Here is an 18,748-nt window from a genome sequence, read left to right as displayed (position 1 = left end):
CATGGGGCACCGGGGATCTTATGATGACCTTACCTACCTTGACCGATGTCGCCGCCGTTCACCCAGCGGGCAACGCCGGCGCGTCCCAACAGGCCGACGCGGACAGTCTGGATTTTACCGCCGTCCTGCAGGGCAAAGTCTCTAACGCCGCGCAGCCGCAGGGGGCCGCCGCGCATGCCGGTCAGGACGTCGGTCAAGGCGCCGGTAAACGGCCGCCATCGGTGAAGGTGAACGCGCCAGAGGACGGCCTGGCCGACCGCGATACGGCGGCACCCGTCGACAACCTTGATGATCAGGCGATAAGCGACGGCCACGGCAAAAAAACGCTGACCAAAGCCGCGGCGTCGGACACGCTGACAATAACGCCGTCTTCGCAGCCCATCGTGGAGCCCACCGCCGTCCCGCTGAACGCGGCCGTCGCCGGCGACACCTCGCCCCCGACGGTGCCTTCAGCGGATAATAGCGACGACGGTTTGCCCGGTTTACTGGCGCAAAGCCGCAATCTGCTTATCCCCGCCGGCGTCAGTGGTCTACAACAGGCAGCGACGCTTGCCGCCGGCAGCGCCGTGGCATTACCGTCTGCGGGACAAAAATCGGCGCCCACTCAGGCCGACCGGTTAAGCGCTGCGCTACCGGGCGCGGCGGGCAACGCCGACGGGGCGTCGTCAACGGCCTCGGACAATCTGGCCGATGGTGCGCTGAGCACGGTAACCGCCGCCGGCGCCGATCACGATGGCCACGCCGACAATTCCAGCCCGCGGCCGCTGAGCACCGGCTCTGACGCCGCGTCGGCGACCCCCGCCGCGGCGCCGTCGACAACCGATGCCGGCGCACTGTTTCCCGCTTCCCTAAGCGGTGCGGTCGCGGCCACCGCGGCCACCGCCACCCCGCCGTCGGCGATGATTGCCGCCCAGTTGGGCAGCGATGAATGGCAACAGGCGCTGGGTCAGCAGTTGGTGATGTTCGCCCGCAATAATCAGAGCAACGCCGAACTGCGCCTGCACCCCGCCGATCTCGGTTCGCTGCAGATCTCCTTGCATATCCAGGACAATCAACTGCAAATCCATATGGTGTCGGATCACGTCCAGGTGCGGGATACCTTACAGGCCGCGCTGCCCCATTTACGCTCGGCGCTGGCGGAAAGCGGGATCCAGCTTGGGCAGAGCAGCGTCGGCGGCCAAGCGTATTCCGGTGGTCAGAACCGCGACGGGACCGCCGGCGGCGGCCGTCAGCCGCGAGCGTTCAGCGCGGTTGCGGATAGCGCGCCGCAGGGGCACACCGCTCAGGGTGCGACCGCCATCAGCAACGGTCGGATTAACACCTATATCTAATCACCGCGTGGAAATAAGCATGAATTACCTCTTCTATTCCGGCCATTGATGGCGAGAAATGGCGGCATAATTGGCGGCAATTAACCGATTGGCTTATCAGGCGCGGCCTGGTACCAATCGTCATGCTCAAGGGAAATCGTCACGTCATGTCTGAATCCGCGCGTCCCATCGCCCGCACTTCCGCCCCCTGGATCGCTCTGCTGGTGATAATTCTCCTGGCCGCCAGTAGCGCGGCGGGCTATTTCTGGTGGCAGCTGCGCGCCGCCGCGACGCAGCCGGCGGCGATCTCCCTGGCGCCGCCCCCCGCGCCGGTTTTTATGGTACTGGAAACCTTTACCGTCAACGTCGCCAACCCCGATAACGATTTGGACCGGGTGCTGTATGTCGGACTGACGCTGCGGCTGCCCAATGAAGAGACGCGCAAGACATTCAGTGACTATCTGCCGCTGGTGCGCAGTCGGCTATTGCTATTGCTGTCGCGTCAGCAGGCCAGCGAGCTGGCCAGCCCGCAGGGCAAACAAGGACTTATTGACAAGATAAAGCAAACGCTGGCCGAACCGCTGGTTGCCGGCCAACCGCCGCAGGTGGTGGACGACGTGCTGTTTACCGCTTTTATTCTGCGCTAACCGCTATGGCAGACAGTATCTTATCGCAGGCGGAAATCGATGCGTTGCTCAACGGCGACGATATCGTGGAACAACCGGCCAGCCCCGGCGCCGAGCCGGAGATCAAACCTTACGATCCTTATACTCAGCGGCGGGTGGTGCGCGAGCGATTGCAGGCGTTGGAAATTATCAACGAGCGCTTCGCCCGCCATTTCCGCATGGGGCTGTTCAATCTGTTGCGCCGCAGCCCTGACATCACCGTCGGCGCCATTCAGATCCAACCTTACCATGAGTTTGCCCGCAATTTGCCGGTGCCAACCAACTTGAACCTTATTCACCTGAAGCCGCTGCGCGGTACCGCGCTGTTTGTGTTTTCCCCAAGCCTGGTGTTTATTGCGGTGGATAACCTGTTTGGCGGCGACGGCCGTTTCCCCATCCGGGTGGAAGGCCGGGAGTTTACCCATACCGAACAGCGCATTATCCGCCGCATGCTGCGCCTGGCGCTGGAAGGGTATCAGGAGGCATGGCAGGCCATCTACCAGCTCACTATCGAATACGTGCGCGCTGAAATGCAGGTGAAGTTTACCAATATCACCTCATCGCCTAACGATATCGTGGTGACGACCCCCTTCCATGTGGAGATCGGATCGCTGGTGGGGGAATTTTATATCTGTATTCCGTTTTCCATGATCGAGCCGCTGCGGGAATTGCTGGCCAACCCGCCGCTGGAAAACTCGCGCCTGGAAGATCAGAGCTGGCGTGAAAACCTGGTGCGTCAGGTCCAGCACTCCGAGTTAGAGCTCGTGGCGAATTTTACCGACGTGTCGCTGCGGCTATCGGAAATTTTAAAACTGGCGCCGGGGGATGTGCTAAACATCGAAAAACCCGAGCATATCACCGCCTATGTCGATGGCGTGCCGGTGCTCACCGGCCAGTATGGCACCCTGGCCGGCCAGTACGCGCTCTGTGTCGACCAACTGATTAATCCCGTATTGAACTCCCAGAATGAGGAATCGCCCAATGACTGAGCCGACCAAACCGTCTGCCGATGAGAACCCTTCCGCGGACGATCTGTGGGCTGAAGCGCTTGCACAGCAGGGTGGCGATCGGGAGCAGGCGGCATCCACCGACGGTATTTTCTCGCCGCTGGCGGGAGAAGGCGGTAGCGGCCCGCTGCAGGATATTGACTTGATCATGGATATCCCGGTCAAGATGACCGTGGAGTTGGGGCGCACCAAAATGACCATCAAAGAGCTGCTGCGCCTATCGCAAGGCTCGGTGGTCGCGCTGGACGGTCTGGCGGGGGAACCGCTGGATATTCTTATCAACGGTTATCTTATCGCTCAAGGCGAAGTGGTGGTGGTAGCGGACAAATACGGCGTTCGCATCACCGACATCATCACGCCGTCCGAGCGGATGCGCAGGCTTAGCCGGTAAATGATCGCTTCCCCGTTACGCGACTCTCCGCCGACCACCCCCGGCCACGCCAGCACGATGGCCGGCGATGGCGCCGCCGCATCCGCCGCCCAGACGCGCTCGGCGCCGACGCCGGCGGAACAGTACGCTCTGACCGGTCAAGACACCGCTGCATCGACTGCGAACGGTCGGCCCGCGCCGGCGGAACGGCCGGCACTGAGCGGTCATGACGCCGCCGTACCGGCAGCGACCGCTCGGTCCGCATTGACGAGCCAGACACACCCTGCCGTCCCGGGGAGCGAGTTCGCCGCCGCGCCCGCGCCGGCCTTCAGCGCCAGCGGCGCGCTCACCCAGGTTGGCGGCGCGCTGCTCGGTATCCTGCTGCTTATCGTCATTGTCGGCTGGCTGCTGAAAACCCTGCGGCTGACGCCGGCCGGGCGCGGCGGCAATCGACTGATGGTCCGGGCCAGCTGTAGCATCGGCGCGCGGGAAAAGGTGGTGATTATGCAGGTCGAGGAAACCTGGCTGGTGCTGGGGATCACGCCGCAGCACATTACTACGCTACATACCTTGCCCGCCCCCGCGCAGCCTGAACGGGGCGATAGCGGCCCCGTGCCGGAGGATTTTCGCCAGCGGTTAGTGCGGCAAATACGCCAGCGGAGCGGTAACGCATGATACGCCGTTGGGGGATAACAGGCGGCTTCCGCCCCGCATACGCCGCCGCGCTTTTGCTGTTGTTCGCGCCAGCCTGCTGCGCGCAATTGCCCGGTATTATCAGCCAGCCGCTGCCCGGCGGCGGTCAAAACTGGTCGTTGCCGGTGCAAACGTTGGTGTTTCTCACCTCGCTGACCTTTATTCCGGCGGCGCTGTTAATGATGACCAGTTTCACCCGCATCATCATTGTACTGGGGCTGTTGCGCAGCGCCATCGGCACGCCCTCGGCGCCCCCTAATCAGGTGCTGCTGGGCCTGGCGCTGTTTTTAACCTTTTTTGTCATGTCGCCGGTATTGGACTCCATTTACACCGACGCCTATCTGCCGCTGAGCGAGAACAAAATTTCGATGCAGACCGCGCTGGAACGAGGTTCGCAACCGTTACGCGCCTTTATGCTGCGCCAGACGCGGGAAGCGGATCTGGGATTGTTCGCCCGCCTAGCCAACGTGCCGCCCCTGGAGGGGCCGGAGGCGGTGCCGATGCGCATTCTGCTGCCGGCCTATGTCACCAGCGAAATGAAAACAGCCTTCCAGATAGGTTTTACCTTATTTATTCCGTTTTTGATTATTGATTTGGTGGTGGCCTCGGTGCTCATGGCGCTAGGGATGATGATGGTACCGCCGGCGACTATCTCTCTACCGTTCAAAATAATGCTTTTCGTGTTGGTGGATGGCTGGCAACTGTTGATCAGTTCGCTGGCGCAAAGTTTTTATAGCTAGTTCCTTTACAGGCGGTACCCATGACACCGGAATCCGTAATGGCCCTCGGCCATGAGGGCATGTTAATCGCGCTGGCGCTGGCCGCGCCGTTGCTGTTGGCGGCGCTGTTTAGCGGGCTTATCATCAGCTTGCTGCAGGCCGCGACCCAGGTCAACGAAATGACACTCTCGTTTATCCCGAAAATTCTGGCGGTGGTAGCCACCATCACCCTCGCCGGCCCCTGGATGCTAAATCTTATTTTAGACTACATGCGCGCCCTGTTGACCAATCTGCCGCTCATGGCGGGCTAACGTGCTACCTTTGGATAGCGGCCAGCTCGCGGCGCTGCTGCCGTCACTGCTTTGGCCGCTGCTGCGGATTCTGGCGCTTATCAGTACCGCCCCGCTGTTCAGCGAAAAATCGATTCTCGCGCCGATAAAGCTGGGACTGGGCATTCTCATCGCCCTGCTTATCGCCCCCTCGCTGCCCGCCGTCGACACGCCGCTGTTTTCGTTGGCCGGCTTTTGGCTCGCCCTCAAGCAAATCCTGATAGGCACCACTCTCGGCCTGACGATGCAGTTGACCTTCGCCGCCGTGCGCATGGCCGGTGAGGTCATCGGCCTGCAAATGGGGCTCTCTTTCGCGACCTTCTTCGACCCCGCCAGCGGGCTGAATACCCCGCTGCTGGCGCGGCTGCTTAACCTGCTTGCCCTGCTGGTGTTTATCAGCCTCAACGGTCATTTATGGCTATTGTCGCTGCTGGCGGACAGCTTTCACACCCTGCCGTTGGATAACCAGCCGCTGAATCCCAATGCGTTTATGGCGCTGGCCCGCGCCGGCGGCGTTATTTTTTTGAACGGGATGATGCTGGCGCTGCCGCTTATCTGCATGTTAATGACGCTGAATATCGCCTTGGGATTGCTAAACCGCATCACGCCGCAATTGACGGTGTTTGTTATCGGCTTCCCCCTGACGCTGACGGTGGGGATTTTGACCTTCAGCCTGTTACTGCCGCTGCTGGCGCCGTCTTGGGAGAAGATGATGGGAGAAGTGTTCGATCTGCTGTCGGAGATCCTCAGCGGCATGGCCCGCTGAGGATCCCGTCGGTTACTGGCTAAATAACGACATCGATTGCATGGCGGTAAAGGTGCTGTAGGCGGCCTGCAGCGCAACCTGTTGCTGGCTGTAGTCGGAGATCGCTTGATACCAGTCCACGTCCACCAGCGCGCTGATATTATCGCTGATAAGCGTGCTGCGGCTGGTGCCGAGGCTGTCCAAATTGTCCAGCTCGTTCAGCTTGCTGCCCACCGAACTTTGCACCGCCAGCACATTATCCAGCGAATTGGACAGACCGCGGCTGGCTTTACCGATGGCGGCGGTATAGTCATCGGTGACGGTGCTGTCGGCATCCTGCTGAGGCGTGGTCAGCGCCTTAAGGGCGATATCCAACGTATTGAATATATTGCTTTCGCTGTCGCCGCCGTCCGGCTCGGTGGTATAGCCGGCCGTAAGGCTCATGAACACCGCCGAGCCGGTATCGCCGACGGTCATGCTGCGGCTGGCGTCGACCTGCTGGGTCATAGCCTGGCCGCCGCCGCTGTAACTGACGCTGCCGTCCTCCGCTGCGACAAAGGGCGCGCTATTGGTTTTATACCCGGCAAACAGGTAGTTGCCGTTACCGTCCTGGCTATTGGCCAGGTTCAATAGCTGATCTTTATACGACTGAAGCTGGGTCGCCAGCGACTGCCGATCCTGATCGCTCAAGGTACCGTCGCCCGCCTGCACCAGCAGCGTCTGGGCGCTTTGAATCACGTCGGTGACCTGCTCCAGCACCGTGGTTTCCGCCGACAGACTGTTGGTGGCGCTGGTGCGCGCCGCGCTGTATTGGCTATTGAGGGCCTGGCTTTGGCCCAATTTGATAGCCTGGGACGCGGCGATAGGATCGTCGGAGGGCACATTGACCCGTTTGCCGGTCGCCAACTGCTGCCCGGTATTCTCCCATTTGCTGTAGGACTCGCTGATAGCGTCTAAATTACGCTGGTAAATCATACTGGTGCTCAGGCGCATGGTGGTTTCCCCTTACGGCATGACAAACGGGCAGCGATGGCGTTAGCCAAGCGCCGATAATAAAGCGTCGAAAATGGTACCGGCGGTCGTCATGACCTTGGAATTGGCCTGGTAGTACTGCTGATAGCGCTGCAGATCCACATACTCCTCATCCAAATTAACGCCGGAAATCGACTGCTGCTTTTCGGTCAGCTGGCTTACCATGCTGGCCTGGGTTTCGGCGGTGATCTTGGCATTGCTGGTCTGGGTGCCGACTTTACTGACCAACGACGCATAGGCGGTCGACAGGGTGGCGCTACCGCCCACCAGTTTGGTGTTTTGTAATGCCAGCAGCGCTTCGGCATTGCGGTTATCGCCGTCGCCGCTCTCGTCGTCCGCCTGCCCCGCGGCGATCAGGGCGGGATCGGTAATGGCAACGCTCAGGCCCTGAATAACGTTAGACACCGTTTTTAATTGATAACTGTCGTTGACGCTCGGGCTGCCGCTCACAGAAAGGCTCAAGCCCTCGAAGCTCAAAACGGTGGCGCCGCTCTCGTCGGTCGCGGAGGTATAAGCCACGCTGGCGCCGTCGCTATTGCGGGTAATTTGCCAGCCGTCCGCGGTATATTTGGCCGTGTAGTCGCTGGCTTTGACCGCCGTACTGTCGGCAAACGCCACGCTCAGCACCGCGCTGCCGCTATTGCGAGTGTTGCTCACGACAGTCGGACTGCCGAGGGTGAAAAAATCGCCGCCGGCATCGCCATTCAGATCTACCCCGGCCTGATGCTGCTGGTTGAAGCTGTCGGCGAACGCCAGCGCGATTTGCCCCAGTTGGTTGCGGGCGTCGGCCAACGCGCCATCGCGAAAGCTCAGCATACCGCCCAGGCTGCCGCCCGTGAGCGTCGCAGGGTCGATCTCGCTCAGGGTGCCATTGCCGCGATCGTAGGCCAGCGCCATTTGCGACGCATCGGCCGAGGACGGCACCACCGCTAATGAATAGGCGCTGCTGCCCTGCACCAGGGTCAGGCCGCTGCCGATAGTCAGGCTCAGGGTGCTGTCGTCTTGCACCGTCACATTGACGCCGACCAATTGATTGAGCGAGTTGACCAGTTGGTCGCGCTGATCCAGCAGCGCATTGGACTCTGAACCGGTGCCCTGACGGGCTATCTGGGCATTAAGAGTGGCAATCTGTTTCGCGTAGGTATTGATTTGATCGGCGGTGGCGGAGAGCTGGCTATCGATGGCGCTATCCATATCGCGTAGCGTATTGTCCAGGCTACTGAACTGGCTAACCAGATTCTGTCCGCTGCCGATCACCGTCTGACGCGCCGCGCTATCGCTGGCGGCCGAGGACAACGCCTGTAGCGAGGCGAAAAAGGTGCTCATCTGGGTGGATAAGTCCGTATCCGAATCGGACAGCAGGTTATCAATCTGGCTGATATTATCCGAATAGGTGCTGGCCGCGGCGGCGGAAGTGGACGCCGCGCGTAGCTGCCCTACCACCAGCGAGTCATAGGCGCGGCTGATGCCGGTGACGGTGACGCCGTTTCCCAGCGCCCCGCTTTGCTGGGCCTCGCCCAGCGTCACCCGCTGCAAATTATAGCCGTCGACATAGGCGTTACTAATATTGTTTGAGGTCGTGGCCAACGCTATCTGCGCGGCTTTTAATCCGGAGGAAGCGATATTGTATAATGGGCTGGACATGTCATTTCCTTTATTCCGGGTATATGAATAAAAAAAACCGGCGAATCATTACGGCAATTAAAAAAATAACGGCGCCAAGGGGCAAAACTTTAGAGCGCGTAAAAAAAAGAGTTCGCCGGGCGTTATTAAAACAGTGAGCTTAAATCATGGGCATAGGCTTTTACCGCCCGGTGGGCGCTATCTTTCAATTGGCCGATAATCTGTACCAATTTTTCCCCGTAGCCGGGGTCGGTGGCGTAGCCGGCGCGCTGTAACGCATAGGCCCCCTCTTCGGGATGTTTGGCGTTCACCACCTCGCGATAGCGGGGATTGGTGGTGAGCAATTGAATATAATCTTCAATCGCCGCCAAATAAGAGTCGTACACTTTGAAACGTTGAGGAACTTTCACCGCCTGGCCATTTTCATATTCCGTGGTCATTACGGTGGTCGATGCGCCCTGCCAATCGTTGGTGGCCTTAATCCCGAACAGGTTATGGCTGGGTTTGCCGTCGGCGGTGGGGATTTCACGCTTACCCCAGCCGGATTCCAGCGCCGCCTGCGCCAAAATTAAATGATGGGATATGCCGCTGCGGGCGCCGGCGATCATCGCCGGAATAGCGAGCCGGTCGGTGAAACTGCCGCCGCCGGCAGATGCCGTTGCCGCGGGCGTCGCCTCCTCGTCTTGCCGCACCGCACCGCGCCGCAGCATTTCCCCCAGCAGAGCGGGGGGCATGTAGGCGCCGGCGCCGGGGGCCAGCGCCGGCAGTCCGCCCTGGGCGGTAGTCGCGCCGTCCGGCGTAACCGCCCCCCCCTGGGCGGGGCTCAGTTGCTTCACCATCATATCCGCCAGCCCCAGCCCTTTGGCGGAGAGCTGCTGGGCTATCTGCTGATCGTACAGGCTGGTGTAGAGCTGCGTTTGCTGGCTATCCAGCAGCCCCTCCTGGGGCAGCGCATCGCGCATGCTTTTCAGCATCATCTGTACGAACAGACCCTCGACCTGTTTCGCCACCGCTTTCAAAGCCTGCGGCGATTGCGCCGCCGCCTGCTGATGCAGTTTATTCAGCGCATTGGCGTCATAGGCGGGGGAAAGATCCATGCTCTGCATCAGCGGCATCAGATAATCTCCAGTTCGGCCTGCAGGCAGCCGGCGCTTTTCATCGCTTGCAGGATCGACATCAAATCGTTCGGCGTCGCGCCCAGGGCGTTCATCGCGCGGATAACATTATTGAGGCTGGCGCTGGATTCGACTTTTTGCAGCGATCCGCCGTTTTGCCGCACGGAAATCTGGGTCTGCGGCGTCACCACGGTATTGCCGTTGGTAAAGGGGGTATCCGGCTGACTTACGTTCAGTTGGCTGTCCACCACCACGGAAAGATTGCCCTGCGCCACCGCGCAATTATCCAGGGTGACATTCCTGTTCATCACGACCGAACCGGTACGCGAATTGATGATCACCTTGGCATCCATCTGGCCGACGGCGATATCGATATCCTCTATTTGCGCCAGAAAACGAACCTGCGCGCTATTGTCGGCCGGTAGGCTGACTTCGACGGTGCGGGCATCCAGCGCCCGGGCGACGCCCATGCCGTTAAAGCGATTAATGGCGTCGCTGATGCGCTGGGACAAACTGAAATTTTCCGTCTTGAGCTGCAGCGATAACAGCGGACTGTGGCCGAAGGTGCTGGGTAATTCCCGCTCAATCACCGCGCCATTGTTTATCCGTCCTCCCGACAGCTGATTGATTTGCACCCGGCTGCCGCCGGCGCTGGCGCCCGCGCCGCCCACCAGTAGATTGCCCTGCGCCAGCGCATACACCTGACCGTCTGCGCCTTTGAGCGGCGTCATCAACAGCGTGCCGCCGCGCAGGCTTTTGGCCGAGCCCATCGACGATACCACTACGTCAATCGTCTGGCCGGCGCGGGCGAACGCCGGATAACTCCCGGTCACCATCACCGCCGCGACGTTTTTCAGTTGCATATTGGTACCGCTCGGCACGGTGATCCCCAACTGCGATAACATGTTCTTCAGGCTTTGGGTGGTAAACGGCGTCTGGGTGGTCTGATCGCCGGTGCCGTCCAGGCCTACGACCAGGCCATAGCCGATAAGCGGGTTGTCCCGCACGCCCTGTATGTCCACCAAATCCCGCAGGCGTTCGGCGGCAGCGGGCGCGCCGAGCAGCAAGAGAAGCAGCGCGGCGGCGGCAAACAGGCCACTGCGGCGGGCGGCGGTCGGGTTCCTGGTCATGATGGCCTCTAATAGGGGAGTACGTTCAGGAAAAAGCGCTGTAGCCAGCCCATTTCCTGCGCTTCGTTGATATAACCTTTGCCCACATATTCGATGCGGGCGTCCGCCACCTGTGTGGACACCACCGCGTTATCGCCGTTGATGGTGCGCGGGTTGACCACGCCTGAGAAACGGATGTATTCGGTACCCTGGTTGATGGCGATCTGCTTTTCGCCCACCACTTTCAGGTTGCCGTTGGCCAGGACTTCCGCCACCGTTACGGTCATGGTGCCGGTAAAGGTATTTTTCGCCGAGGCGCCGCCCTTGCCGTCAAAATCGTTGCTGCCTTTGGCATCCAGGTCCGCTTTCTGGTTGCCAATCAGCCCGTTAAGCATTTTCGGCACCGTGGCGAACGCCAGCGTATTGCTCCCCTCGCGCGTGGCGTTGGCCGACGAACTTTTGCTGGCGCTGACGTTCTCCTGCAGGGTGATGGTCAGAATATCCCCCACATTGCGCGGCCGCCTATCCTCGAACAGCGGCTGATAGCCGTAATTCATCGGCTGGACGCCCTGAAAAATCGAACCGTTGGCCACCGGCATCGACGCGGGAGCCGGCTCGGCGGAGGTCGGTCCCTCCACCAAATCTTTATGGGGCAGGTAAGCGCAGCCCGCCAGGCACAGGGCGCTCGCGCCGGCCAGCCAACCAAAACGCGCTGGCCGGCGGCCGAACGCGGATGTTAAAGTCATTGCCATCACCGATGGGGTGTCCCGATCCAAACGTTTAGCGCCGGACCGCCGGCGCAGGCCAAACCTCCCGGCCCGGCGGCGCGGGCTATACCCTCGCCGTACGCGTTCATCATGTTAAAGTTGCGTCAGTTTTTGCAGCATGGCGTCAGAAGTGCTGACCGCCTTGCTGTTGATTTCGTAGGCGCGCTGTACCTGGATCATATCCACGAGCTCTTCCGCCACGTTGACGTTCGAGGTTTCCACATAGCCCTGGCTCAGCAGCCCCGCGCCGTTTTGCCCGGGAGTGGACTCGTTGGGCGCGCCCGAACTGTCGGTCTCTTGATAGAGATTCTCCCCCAGACTTTGTAGCCCCGCTTCGTTGATAAAGTTGCTCAACGTCAACTGCCCCACCTGCGTGGCGTTGGCTTGCCCCTGTACCGTGACGCTCACCACGCCGTCGCGGGCGATGGTCACGGTAAGCGCGTTGTCGGGAATGGTGATAGCCGGTTGAATCGGGTAACCGCTAGAGGTCACCATCTGGCCGTTTTGATCGACCTGAAACGAGCCATCGCGCGTATAGGCCGTGGTGCCATCCGGCATCTGCACCTGGAAAAAACCTTTACCGTTAATGGCCACATCCTTGCTGTTGTCGGTCTGCTCCAGGTTGCCCTGGCTATGCAGCCGCTCGGTGCTGACGGTACGCACCCCGGTGCCCAGTTGCAGCCCCGAGGGCAGCGTGGTCTGCTCCGACGATTGCGCGCCCGGCTGGCGGACGGTTTGATACAGTAAATCCTCAAACACCGCGCGCTGGCGCTTAAAGCCGTTGGTGCTGACGTTGGCCAGGTTGTTCGATATCACATCCATATTGGTCTGCTGGGCATCCAGACCGGTTTTGGCAATCCACAGAGAACGGATCATCCGTTGGCTCTCCTGCAATTAGCTGAGGGATAAGAGTTGATTGGCCTGCTGGGCATTCTGATCCACGCTGGCTATCACCTTCATTTGCATTTCAAACCGGCGGGCGGTGCCAATCATATCCACCAGCGTTTCGGCCGTGTTGACATTGCTGCCTTCCAGCATGCCGGACATAACGCTGACGGCATTGTCATTCGGCAGCGGCGCCTGCGCGCCCTGCGCGTCATCGTTGAGGTGGAACAGGCCGTCATCGCCGCGCACCAGCGTGCCGGCCTCGGCAGTGACGCGTTTCAGTTGCCCCACCGGTCCGACGGTATTTAACGCATCGCCATCGCCCAGCGCCGAGACGGTACCGTCGTCGCCGATGGTGAGGGAAGCCTGCGTCGGCACCACCAGCGGGCCGTTCTGCCCCATCAGCGGATAGCCCTGTACCGTCAATTGGCCGTCGGCGTCCTGCTGTATATTGCCATTGCGGGTATAGGCCTCCTGACCGTCGGGCAGTTGTACCGCCAGGAATCCATCGCCGCCGAGCGCGACATCAAGCGAGCGGCCGGTGGTCTCAATCGGCCCTGGCGTCATCAGCGCGCCCGGCGTCGAGGCCACGCTCAGGGTGCGGGTCGGCAGCGATTCCCCCTCCACCGGCACCGCGCGCGCGGCGGACAGCTGGGCACGAAACCCCGTGGTGGACGCATTGGCGAGATTGTTGGCAATCACCGCCTGCTGATCCAGCGACGCCGCGGCTGCGCCCATGGCGGTATAGATGGCGTGATCCATAGGATTATCCCGTTACGGTTAGCGCAGGCTGACCAGCGTTTGCAAAATCGCATCCTGGGTTTTGATCGTCTGCGCGTTGGATTGATAATTACGCTGGGCGACGATCATATTCACCAGTTCCTGGCTGAGGTCGACGTTAGACGACTCCAGCGCGCCGCTGGTCAACGTGCCGAACGTGCCGCTGCCGGCGGTGCCGACGATGGCCTGGCCCGAGGCCGAGGTCGCGGACCACAGGTTGTTGCCGTCGGACTGCAACCCCTGCGGGTTGGCGAAATTCGCCAGCACGATCTGGCCCAGGAGCTGAGTTTTGCCGTTGGAGTAGGTGCCGGAAATGGTCCCGTCGTCATTGATGGTATAGCTGGTCAGATCGCCTGCGCTGTAGCCGTCTTGCGTCTGGCTGCTTACGCTGCTGCTGCTGGCATATTGCTGCCGGGTCCCTTCAAAGGAGAGGTTGAAAGTCTGCGCCGGCGCGCCGTTCAGCGCGGCCATATTGATGGAAAACGTATCGGTGCCGGTCAACTGCCCGTTGGTGTCAAAATTGAGCGTGCCGACGTCATTGACGGTGCCATCGCCGTTGCTGTTGTCTACGCTGTAGACTTCCCAGGTGTTATCCTCGGTTTTGGCGAAATACAGACTGACGTTGTGGGGGTTGCCCAGGCTGTCGTAGGTCGTCAACGGCTGGGAAAAACTGTAGGTGCTGCTATCGTTGGGGTCGAAAGCGGTGGTGCCGACCGAGGTCGCGCTGGAGGTCAGGCTCATCACCATCGAGCCGCTGGTGGTAGCGCTGGCGGACAGCCCCTGGCTGGGTATCGTTAGGGCTACCGGGTCGGCGCCCTGTTGGATGGTGGCAGGGTTGCCGCTGGCGGCGTAGCCCGTCACCACATAGCCGCTGCTGTTGACCAGTTGACGATCCGCGTTGAGGGAAAATTCGCCGTTGCGCGAGTAATAAACGGCGCCGCTGCCGTCCACCAGGCGGAAGAAGCCGTTGTTGGAAATGGCGACGTCGAGGCCGTTATCGGTGGTGCTCACCGTCCCGTCATTGAAATTCTGGGTCACGGAGGCCACTTTCACCCCCAGCCCTACTTTCGAGCTGGAGAACACATCGGCAAACGAGACCGAGCCGGATTTGAAGCCGCTGGTTTCGGCGTTGGCGATGTTGTTGCCGATGACGTCCAGATTGCTTGATGCGGCGTTTAACCCGCTGACCGCCTGTGAAAAACCCATTGATGCTCTCCTGTGGGTGTGGCCGCGGCATCGCCTGCGCGCCCTGATGAGTCGTTAAATAATTTGTTTGATCTTATCGAGGGTCACATTCCCCGACAGGCCCAGATTGAGCTGCGTGGTGCCGTCGTTGTTGCTCACGCCATACACCTCGGCGTATTTCAGCGCCGTGGCGGTAGTGCTACTGCTGCTGACGGTGAAGGTATAGGAGCCCTCCGCCACCGCGGCGCCGCTATCGTCGGTGCCGTCCCAGCTGTAAGCGTGCGCGCCGGCGGTCTGGCTGCCCAGGTTGACGGTTTTCACCGTGTTACCGCTGGCATCCTGAATGGTGACCACCACATCGCTGGCCGCGGCGTCCAGCTCAACGCCAAAGGGCGTGGTGGAGCTGTCGCTGCCGACCAGGATGGTGTTGCCGTCGATCATCACGCCGTGCCCTACCAGGGTGGTGGCCTGCAAATTTTGGCTGGTCGTGAGCTGGCCGGAGATCGATCCCAAAGTGGTATTAAGGTTTTCAATGCCGCTCAGAGTGCTGATCTGCGCCAATTGGGTGGTCAGTTCGGCGTTGTCCAGCGGATTGGTGGGATCCTGATTACGCAACTGCGCCACCAGCAGGGTCAGAAAGTTATTCTGTAAATCCGCGCTGCTTTCACTGCCGCTACTGGACGTGGTGCTCGCGGCGCTGGCGCTGGAAGCGGTTTCATTTAACGTTACGGCTACACTCATTGCGGTCTCCCGTTACTGACCGAGCGTCAGCGTTTTTTGCATCAATGTTTTGGCGGTATTCAGCACTTCAATATTGGCCTGATAGCTGCGCGACGCGGACATGCTGTCCACCATTTCATTCACCACATTGACATTGGGCATGCGGACATAACCCTTGTCATCCGCCAGCGGATTCCCCGGCTGATACACCAATTTATCCGGCTGCGTCGACTCGAGAACATCGCTGACCTGAACGCCGCCTATGACCTGCCCCGCCGGCGCCGCCACCTGAAACACCACCTGCTTGGCCCGATAGGGCTGGCCGTCAGGGCCGGAGACGCTGTCGGCGTTGGCCAGATTGCTGGCGGCCACGTTCATGCGCTCGGACTGCGCATTGAGCGCGGAACCGGCGATGGCGAAAATTGAGGTCATCCCCATGGCTTATTGCCCCTGTAATACGGTATTCATGCCTTTTATCTGACCGCTCAGCAGGGTCAGGCCGGTTTGGTATTGCAGGCTGTTATCCGCAAAAGCCGTACGCTCCCTGTCCATATTGACCGTGTTGCCGTCCATCGCCGGCTGATCGGGAATGCGGTACAGAAGCTCGGTTGCGGGTTCAGTGGTGCTGGCCGCGGCAATATGACGGCTGGAGGTGGTGGTCAGCGATAATGTCTCGCCGCTGGCCCGCCCCTGCGTCAGCGCTTTGGATAATTCCGCCGAGAAATCGATATCGCGCGCCTGATAGCCTGGGGTATCGGCATTGGCAATGTTGGCAGCGATGATGTTCTGGCGCTGCGCGCGTAAATTGAGGGCTTCTTGCTGAAACCGCATCAGGTCATCGAGCTTATCAAGCATGTCGGTTCAATATTTCAAGGCTAATTATTGATGAGGCACAGCTTATGCTTAATGCTCCCTGGCCCATCGCCCGAATAAGGGCGAAAAGGAGGGCTATTTTCACCATTGGCCCGTGGGGGGCAAGGTAAACTATTTTCCCGTGATAGCGGTCGCTGACGGCAACGACGATAGCGGCGGCGAAGGCAGCAATAGCGGCGATAATAGCCACAGCGATAACGGCAGCCATGGCGATAACGGCAACGAGGTTAAAACGCGAGTGACGGCGGCGGCGCCAGAAACCGATAGCCCCCGCCCAAAACAAGCCGTCTTGAGATGGATAGCCAGCCGGAAGCCAGAAACACCCGGTCTGGCGCGAGCAGATCGCCGCCAGGCGTCCACAGGAGTGCATCTTGAGACAGACGCCTGAGGCCCGCTGACCACGCAGACAACAATGAGGCATGAGTGACAATGAACATGACGTCAGGCGCCGGCGCGCAAGGTCAGAACGACGCAGGACAACGCGGAGATACGCCCTACGGCATGGCGTCCCTCCCCCCTCTGCCGACCTGGTGCGATGGCGCGGTGCGGTTCCATCCGCCAGGCGGCACGACGACTCTGCCGGCCATGTTGCCTCACGCGCTGGGTCACAGGCTGCGACAGTCGATAATGCCATTGCGTAGGCTTAGCGCCGTGACGCCACAGCCTGCCGCGCTGTCGCATGCGCAGCGCGGCAGGCCACGACGGCGTGTGCTGCGACGCGCGCTGGCCGGCGTGCTGTTGCTCTGCGCCACACAGGCCGTCGCCGAAGATGCGTTGACCGCGCGACTGACGACGTTTATGCAGCGCCAGTTTAGTCCGGCGCCGCTGTCGCTGCGGGTGCAGGTGGTGACGCCCGCCGAACGGCGGCTAACCTGCGCGGAGCCGCTTTTTTCCCTGCCTTCGCGTACCCGCGTGATGGGCAATCTCAGTCTACGCATGGTATGCGGCGGCCAGACGCGTTTCCTCCAGGTTGTGGTGCAGGTGACCGACCGCTATTTGGTGGCGGCGCGGCCCATTGCGGCGCGCCAGACGCTTACCGATGACGACATCGACTGGCGCACCGGCCGGTTGGATCTGCTGCCGGTACCGCCATTGCGCGATCGGAGTGCGGCCAGCGGCAGCGTCAGCGAGCGCATTATCGGCAGCGGTCAGCCGCTGACCGCCGCCATGCTGCGGCGCGCCTGGCTCATCCGCTCGGGACAAAGGGTCACCGTCATCGCCGGCGGCGACGGGTTCGCGCTGCACAGCGCAGGCAAAGCGCTGGGCAACGGCGCCGCCAACGACGCTATCAAGGTAAAAATGGATTCCGGCCAACAGGTCAGCGGCACGGTCACCACCGCCGGACAGGTGCGCGTCGTATTATAAATGATTAAAGTTTTCGCGCCCGGGGCCGATAGTTAGATAATAGCGCCGTTTCAATCACCGAACTCAACGTAAGTGAGGCTTGTATGAGTATTGAGAGTAGCCGTCCCGTTCAATCCCTGGCACCGCTGCAAAATATCGACGGCAATACCGTTCAGGCACAGAAAAGCAAGACTACCGCCAGCGCCGACAATCAAGAGAATAAAAGCACCGTTAGCCTGAGCGACACGCTGGATCAGCTGCAAAAACAAGACGCTCAGGATATCGATGTCGCCAAGGTCGAGCGTATCAAAGACGCCATCCGTGACGGCTCCCTCACCATGGATAGCGGTAAAATCGCCGATGCGCTGATTAGCCAGGCGCAATCGATGTTGGATGAATAAGCCATGAAGACGTTGGAAACACTGCTGGCCGCCATGGCCGAATTGCTGATCAAATTGGAGGCGACCCTTGCCCAAGAGCAGCAGTTGTTGAGCGCCGGCCAGGTCAACGCGCCGCTTTTGCACCGCACCACCGAAACCAAAGATGAGCAGCTCAGCACGCTGCAACATATGAATCATCAGCGCCAATTGCTGGAGCAGGAGACGGGATTGCAGGCGCCCTATGAAAGCGATGCCGGTCTTCATGCTGACTGGGAAATTATCCTGAACCACACCCGCGCGCTGCAACAACGCAACCAGCGCAACGGGCTGCTGCTGGATGTGCATCTCAAGTTGAATCAGCGCGGCTTGTCCACCATGAGCGAGCAGCGCAGCTTGAGCAGAATGTACGATCCCACCGGGCATGCCAGCGCGCAGGCGCTGCTCGGTCCCAAGTTCAGCGTGTAACGGCACGCAGCGGGCCGCGTCGCCGGCCGGCGCAGGCGTCTACTGCACCGTTACGCTATCCCTTGGTCCCACCTGCGACCCCGTGCGACATTCAGCGGGCCGCGTCGCCGGGCGCCGCAGGCGTCTCGTGCACCGTTACGTTATCCCTTGGTCCCACCTGCGACCCCGTGCGACATTCAGCGGGCCGCGTCGCCGGGCGCCGCACGGGACCCGGGACTGCGATAATTTATCAATACCCAATAGCGAAGCAGGCGCACCGGCGGCACGACCGCCCCGCGTCCCGGCCATTTCAGCCTCAGCGTCGCCGGATTGCCGGCGGGGTGCCCCGCCAACGCCAGGTTACGGCCCGCCAATCCATCGGGAAAGAAACACCGTTCTCCCAGGCATAGCGCCAGCCGCACGCCCGACGGCAACGGTCGTTCGCTCTCAATATGCCAGGCGATGGAGGTCACCACGGCACCCGCCGGGAGTAAATTGTGCGGGCGCAGGGCCGGACCGGCGACGCTGCTGCCGCGCTGGCTGAGTATCAGTTGCGTGCCGTTACCCTGCCAGGCGCCGTCCGCCGCCCGCGCCGCGGGCGCTATCGCCAGCAGCCCCATGAGCCACCACATCGGCCCGGGCGCCCTACGCTG

Annotated in this window: 24 protein-coding genes; 12 read left to right on the top strand and 12 right to left on the bottom strand. The window is 60.9% G+C overall.

Annotated elements, in window-relative coordinates:
- Nucleotides 1-20 precede the first annotated feature (20 nt).
- The 8 genes from SANT_RS22820 (at nt 21) to fliR (ending at nt 5,859) form a co-directional block, all read left to right on the top strand.
- On the top strand, nt 21-1,331 hold the full coding sequence (locus SANT_RS22820) for a flagellar hook-length control protein FliK (protein ID WP_025420878.1): 1,311 nt from the start codon (nt 21-23) through the stop codon (nt 1,329-1,331).
- Between the two features lie 146 nt (nt 1,332-1,477).
- A complete protein-coding gene (gene fliL / locus SANT_RS03280) occupies nt 1,478-1,957 on the top strand; it encodes a flagellar basal body-associated protein FliL (protein WP_025420877.1) in 480 nt (159 codons plus the stop codon).
- Between the two features lie 5 nt (nt 1,958-1,962).
- On the top strand, nt 1,963-2,964 hold the full coding sequence (fliM, locus tag SANT_RS03275; RefSeq protein ID WP_025420876.1) for a flagellar motor switch protein FliM: 1,002 nt from the start codon (nt 1,963-1,965) through the stop codon (nt 2,962-2,964).
- Nucleotides 2,957-3,373 carry a flagellar motor switch protein FliN gene (gene fliN / locus SANT_RS03270; RefSeq protein WP_025420875.1) on the top strand — a complete coding sequence of 139 codons (417 nt, stop codon included), beginning with the start codon at nt 2,957-2,959 and terminating at the stop codon, nt 3,371-3,373. The genes fliM and fliN overlap by 8 nt, the downstream gene beginning before the upstream one ends.
- Entirely contained in the window at nt 3,374-4,027 is a 654-nt protein-coding gene (fliO, locus tag SANT_RS23755) for a flagellar biosynthetic protein FliO (RefSeq protein WP_025420874.1), read from the top strand.
- The gene (gene fliP, locus SANT_RS03260; RefSeq protein WP_025420873.1) at nt 4,024-4,785 is read left to right on the top strand and encodes a flagellar type III secretion system pore protein FliP; all 762 of its coding nucleotides are present in this window, start codon (nt 4,024-4,026) and stop codon (nt 4,783-4,785) included. The genes fliO and fliP overlap by 4 nt, the downstream gene beginning before the upstream one ends.
- Before the next feature lie 20 nt (nt 4,786-4,805).
- A complete protein-coding gene (fliQ, locus tag SANT_RS03255; protein WP_025420872.1) occupies nt 4,806-5,075 on the top strand; it encodes a flagellar biosynthesis protein FliQ in 270 nt (89 codons plus the stop codon).
- Nucleotide 5,076: 1 nt separating this feature from the next.
- The gene (fliR, locus tag SANT_RS03250; RefSeq protein WP_025420871.1) at nt 5,077-5,859 is read left to right on the top strand and encodes a flagellar biosynthetic protein FliR; all 783 of its coding nucleotides are present in this window, start codon (nt 5,077-5,079) and stop codon (nt 5,857-5,859) included.
- 12 nt (nt 5,860-5,871) lie between these two features.
- On the opposite strand, the gene flgL is transcribed toward fliR, so the two are convergent.
- The 11 genes from flgL to flgB all read right to left on the bottom strand — a co-directional run bounded on the left by flgL (nt 5,872) and on the right by flgB (nt 15,909).
- Nucleotides 5,872-6,831 carry a flagellar hook-associated protein FlgL gene (gene flgL, locus SANT_RS03245; protein WP_025420870.1) on the bottom strand — a complete coding sequence of 320 codons (960 nt, stop codon included), beginning with the start codon at nt 6,829-6,831 and terminating at the stop codon, nt 5,872-5,874.
- 42 nt (nt 6,832-6,873) lie between these two features.
- Entirely contained in the window at nt 6,874-8,514 is a 1,641-nt protein-coding gene (flgK, locus tag SANT_RS03240; RefSeq protein ID WP_025420869.1) for a flagellar hook-associated protein FlgK, read from the bottom strand.
- A gap of 125 nt (nt 8,515-8,639) precedes the next feature.
- On the bottom strand, nt 8,640-9,608 hold the full coding sequence (flgJ, locus tag SANT_RS03235; protein ID WP_420480348.1) for a flagellar assembly peptidoglycan hydrolase FlgJ: 969 nt from the start codon (nt 9,606-9,608) through the stop codon (nt 8,640-8,642).
- The gene (locus SANT_RS03230; RefSeq protein WP_051440094.1) at nt 9,608-10,738 is read right to left on the bottom strand and encodes a flagellar basal body P-ring protein FlgI; all 1,131 of its coding nucleotides are present in this window, start codon (nt 10,736-10,738) and stop codon (nt 9,608-9,610) included. Before SANT_RS03230 ends, flgJ begins: the two co-directional genes overlap by 1 nt.
- A gap of 8 nt (nt 10,739-10,746) precedes the next feature.
- On the bottom strand, nt 10,747-11,463 hold the full coding sequence (locus tag SANT_RS03225) for a flagellar basal body L-ring protein FlgH (RefSeq protein WP_025420866.1): 717 nt from the start codon (nt 11,461-11,463) through the stop codon (nt 10,747-10,749).
- Nucleotides 11,464-11,577: 114 nt separating this feature from the next.
- The gene (gene flgG / locus SANT_RS03220) at nt 11,578-12,360 is read right to left on the bottom strand and encodes a flagellar basal-body rod protein FlgG (RefSeq protein WP_025420865.1); all 783 of its coding nucleotides are present in this window, start codon (nt 12,358-12,360) and stop codon (nt 11,578-11,580) included.
- Nucleotides 12,361-12,378: 18 nt separating this feature from the next.
- Nucleotides 12,379-13,131: a flagellar basal body rod protein FlgF gene (locus tag SANT_RS03215; protein WP_025420864.1), complete on the bottom strand. Its 753-nt coding sequence runs from the start codon at nt 13,129-13,131 to the stop codon at nt 12,379-12,381.
- An 18-nt stretch (nt 13,132-13,149) separates the two neighbouring features.
- Complete coding sequence (flgE, locus tag SANT_RS03210) at nt 13,150-14,355, bottom strand: flagellar hook protein FlgE (RefSeq protein ID WP_025420863.1); 1,206 nt, start codon at nt 14,353-14,355, stop codon at nt 13,150-13,152.
- Between the two features lie 54 nt (nt 14,356-14,409).
- Nucleotides 14,410-15,075 carry a flagellar hook assembly protein FlgD gene (locus tag SANT_RS03205; protein ID WP_025420862.1) on the bottom strand — a complete coding sequence of 222 codons (666 nt, stop codon included), beginning with the start codon at nt 15,073-15,075 and terminating at the stop codon, nt 14,410-14,412.
- A 12-nt stretch (nt 15,076-15,087) separates the two neighbouring features.
- Complete coding sequence (flgC, locus tag SANT_RS03200) at nt 15,088-15,492, bottom strand: flagellar basal body rod protein FlgC (protein WP_025420861.1); 405 nt, start codon at nt 15,490-15,492, stop codon at nt 15,088-15,090.
- Between the two features lie 3 nt (nt 15,493-15,495).
- Nucleotides 15,496-15,909 carry a flagellar basal body rod protein FlgB gene (gene flgB, locus SANT_RS03195; protein WP_025420860.1) on the bottom strand — a complete coding sequence of 138 codons (414 nt, stop codon included), beginning with the start codon at nt 15,907-15,909 and terminating at the stop codon, nt 15,496-15,498.
- A gap of 139 nt (nt 15,910-16,048) precedes the next feature.
- Between flgB and SANT_RS23990 the strand changes: the two genes are divergently transcribed.
- From SANT_RS23990 to SANT_RS03175, 4 genes are all read left to right on the top strand, one after another.
- Nucleotides 16,049-16,315, top strand: coding sequence for a hypothetical protein (locus SANT_RS23990; RefSeq protein ID WP_148296230.1), 267 nt, complete (start codon nt 16,049-16,051; stop codon nt 16,313-16,315).
- Nucleotides 16,316-16,356: 41 nt separating this feature from the next.
- On the top strand, nt 16,357-17,292 hold the full coding sequence (gene flgA / locus SANT_RS03185) for a flagellar basal body P-ring formation chaperone FlgA (RefSeq protein ID WP_051440092.1): 936 nt from the start codon (nt 16,357-16,359) through the stop codon (nt 17,290-17,292).
- Nucleotides 17,293-17,375: 83 nt separating this feature from the next.
- The gene (flgM, locus tag SANT_RS03180; RefSeq protein ID WP_025420857.1) at nt 17,376-17,672 is read left to right on the top strand and encodes a flagellar biosynthesis anti-sigma factor FlgM; all 297 of its coding nucleotides are present in this window, start codon (nt 17,376-17,378) and stop codon (nt 17,670-17,672) included.
- 3 nt (nt 17,673-17,675) lie between these two features.
- On the top strand, nt 17,676-18,116 hold the full coding sequence (locus SANT_RS03175) for a flagella synthesis protein FlgN (RefSeq protein WP_025420856.1): 441 nt from the start codon (nt 17,676-17,678) through the stop codon (nt 18,114-18,116).
- Nucleotides 18,117-18,292: 176 nt separating this feature from the next.
- On the opposite strand, the gene SANT_RS03170 is transcribed toward SANT_RS03175, so the two are convergent.
- Nucleotides 18,293-18,727, bottom strand: a complete 435-nt coding sequence (locus SANT_RS03170) for a flagellar protein FlhE (protein ID WP_071882061.1) — start codon at nt 18,725-18,727, stop codon at nt 18,293-18,295.
- Between the last annotated feature and the right edge of the window lie 21 nt (nt 18,728-18,748).

Origin of the sequence: Sodalis praecaptivus, assembly GCF_000517425.1 — a bacterium.
Taxonomy (GTDB): domain Bacteria; phylum Pseudomonadota; class Gammaproteobacteria; order Enterobacterales; family Enterobacteriaceae; genus Sodalis_A; species Sodalis_A praecaptivus.
Note: the sequence above shows the minus strand (reverse complement) of the source record. Positions and strands in the feature narration are given on the sequence as shown.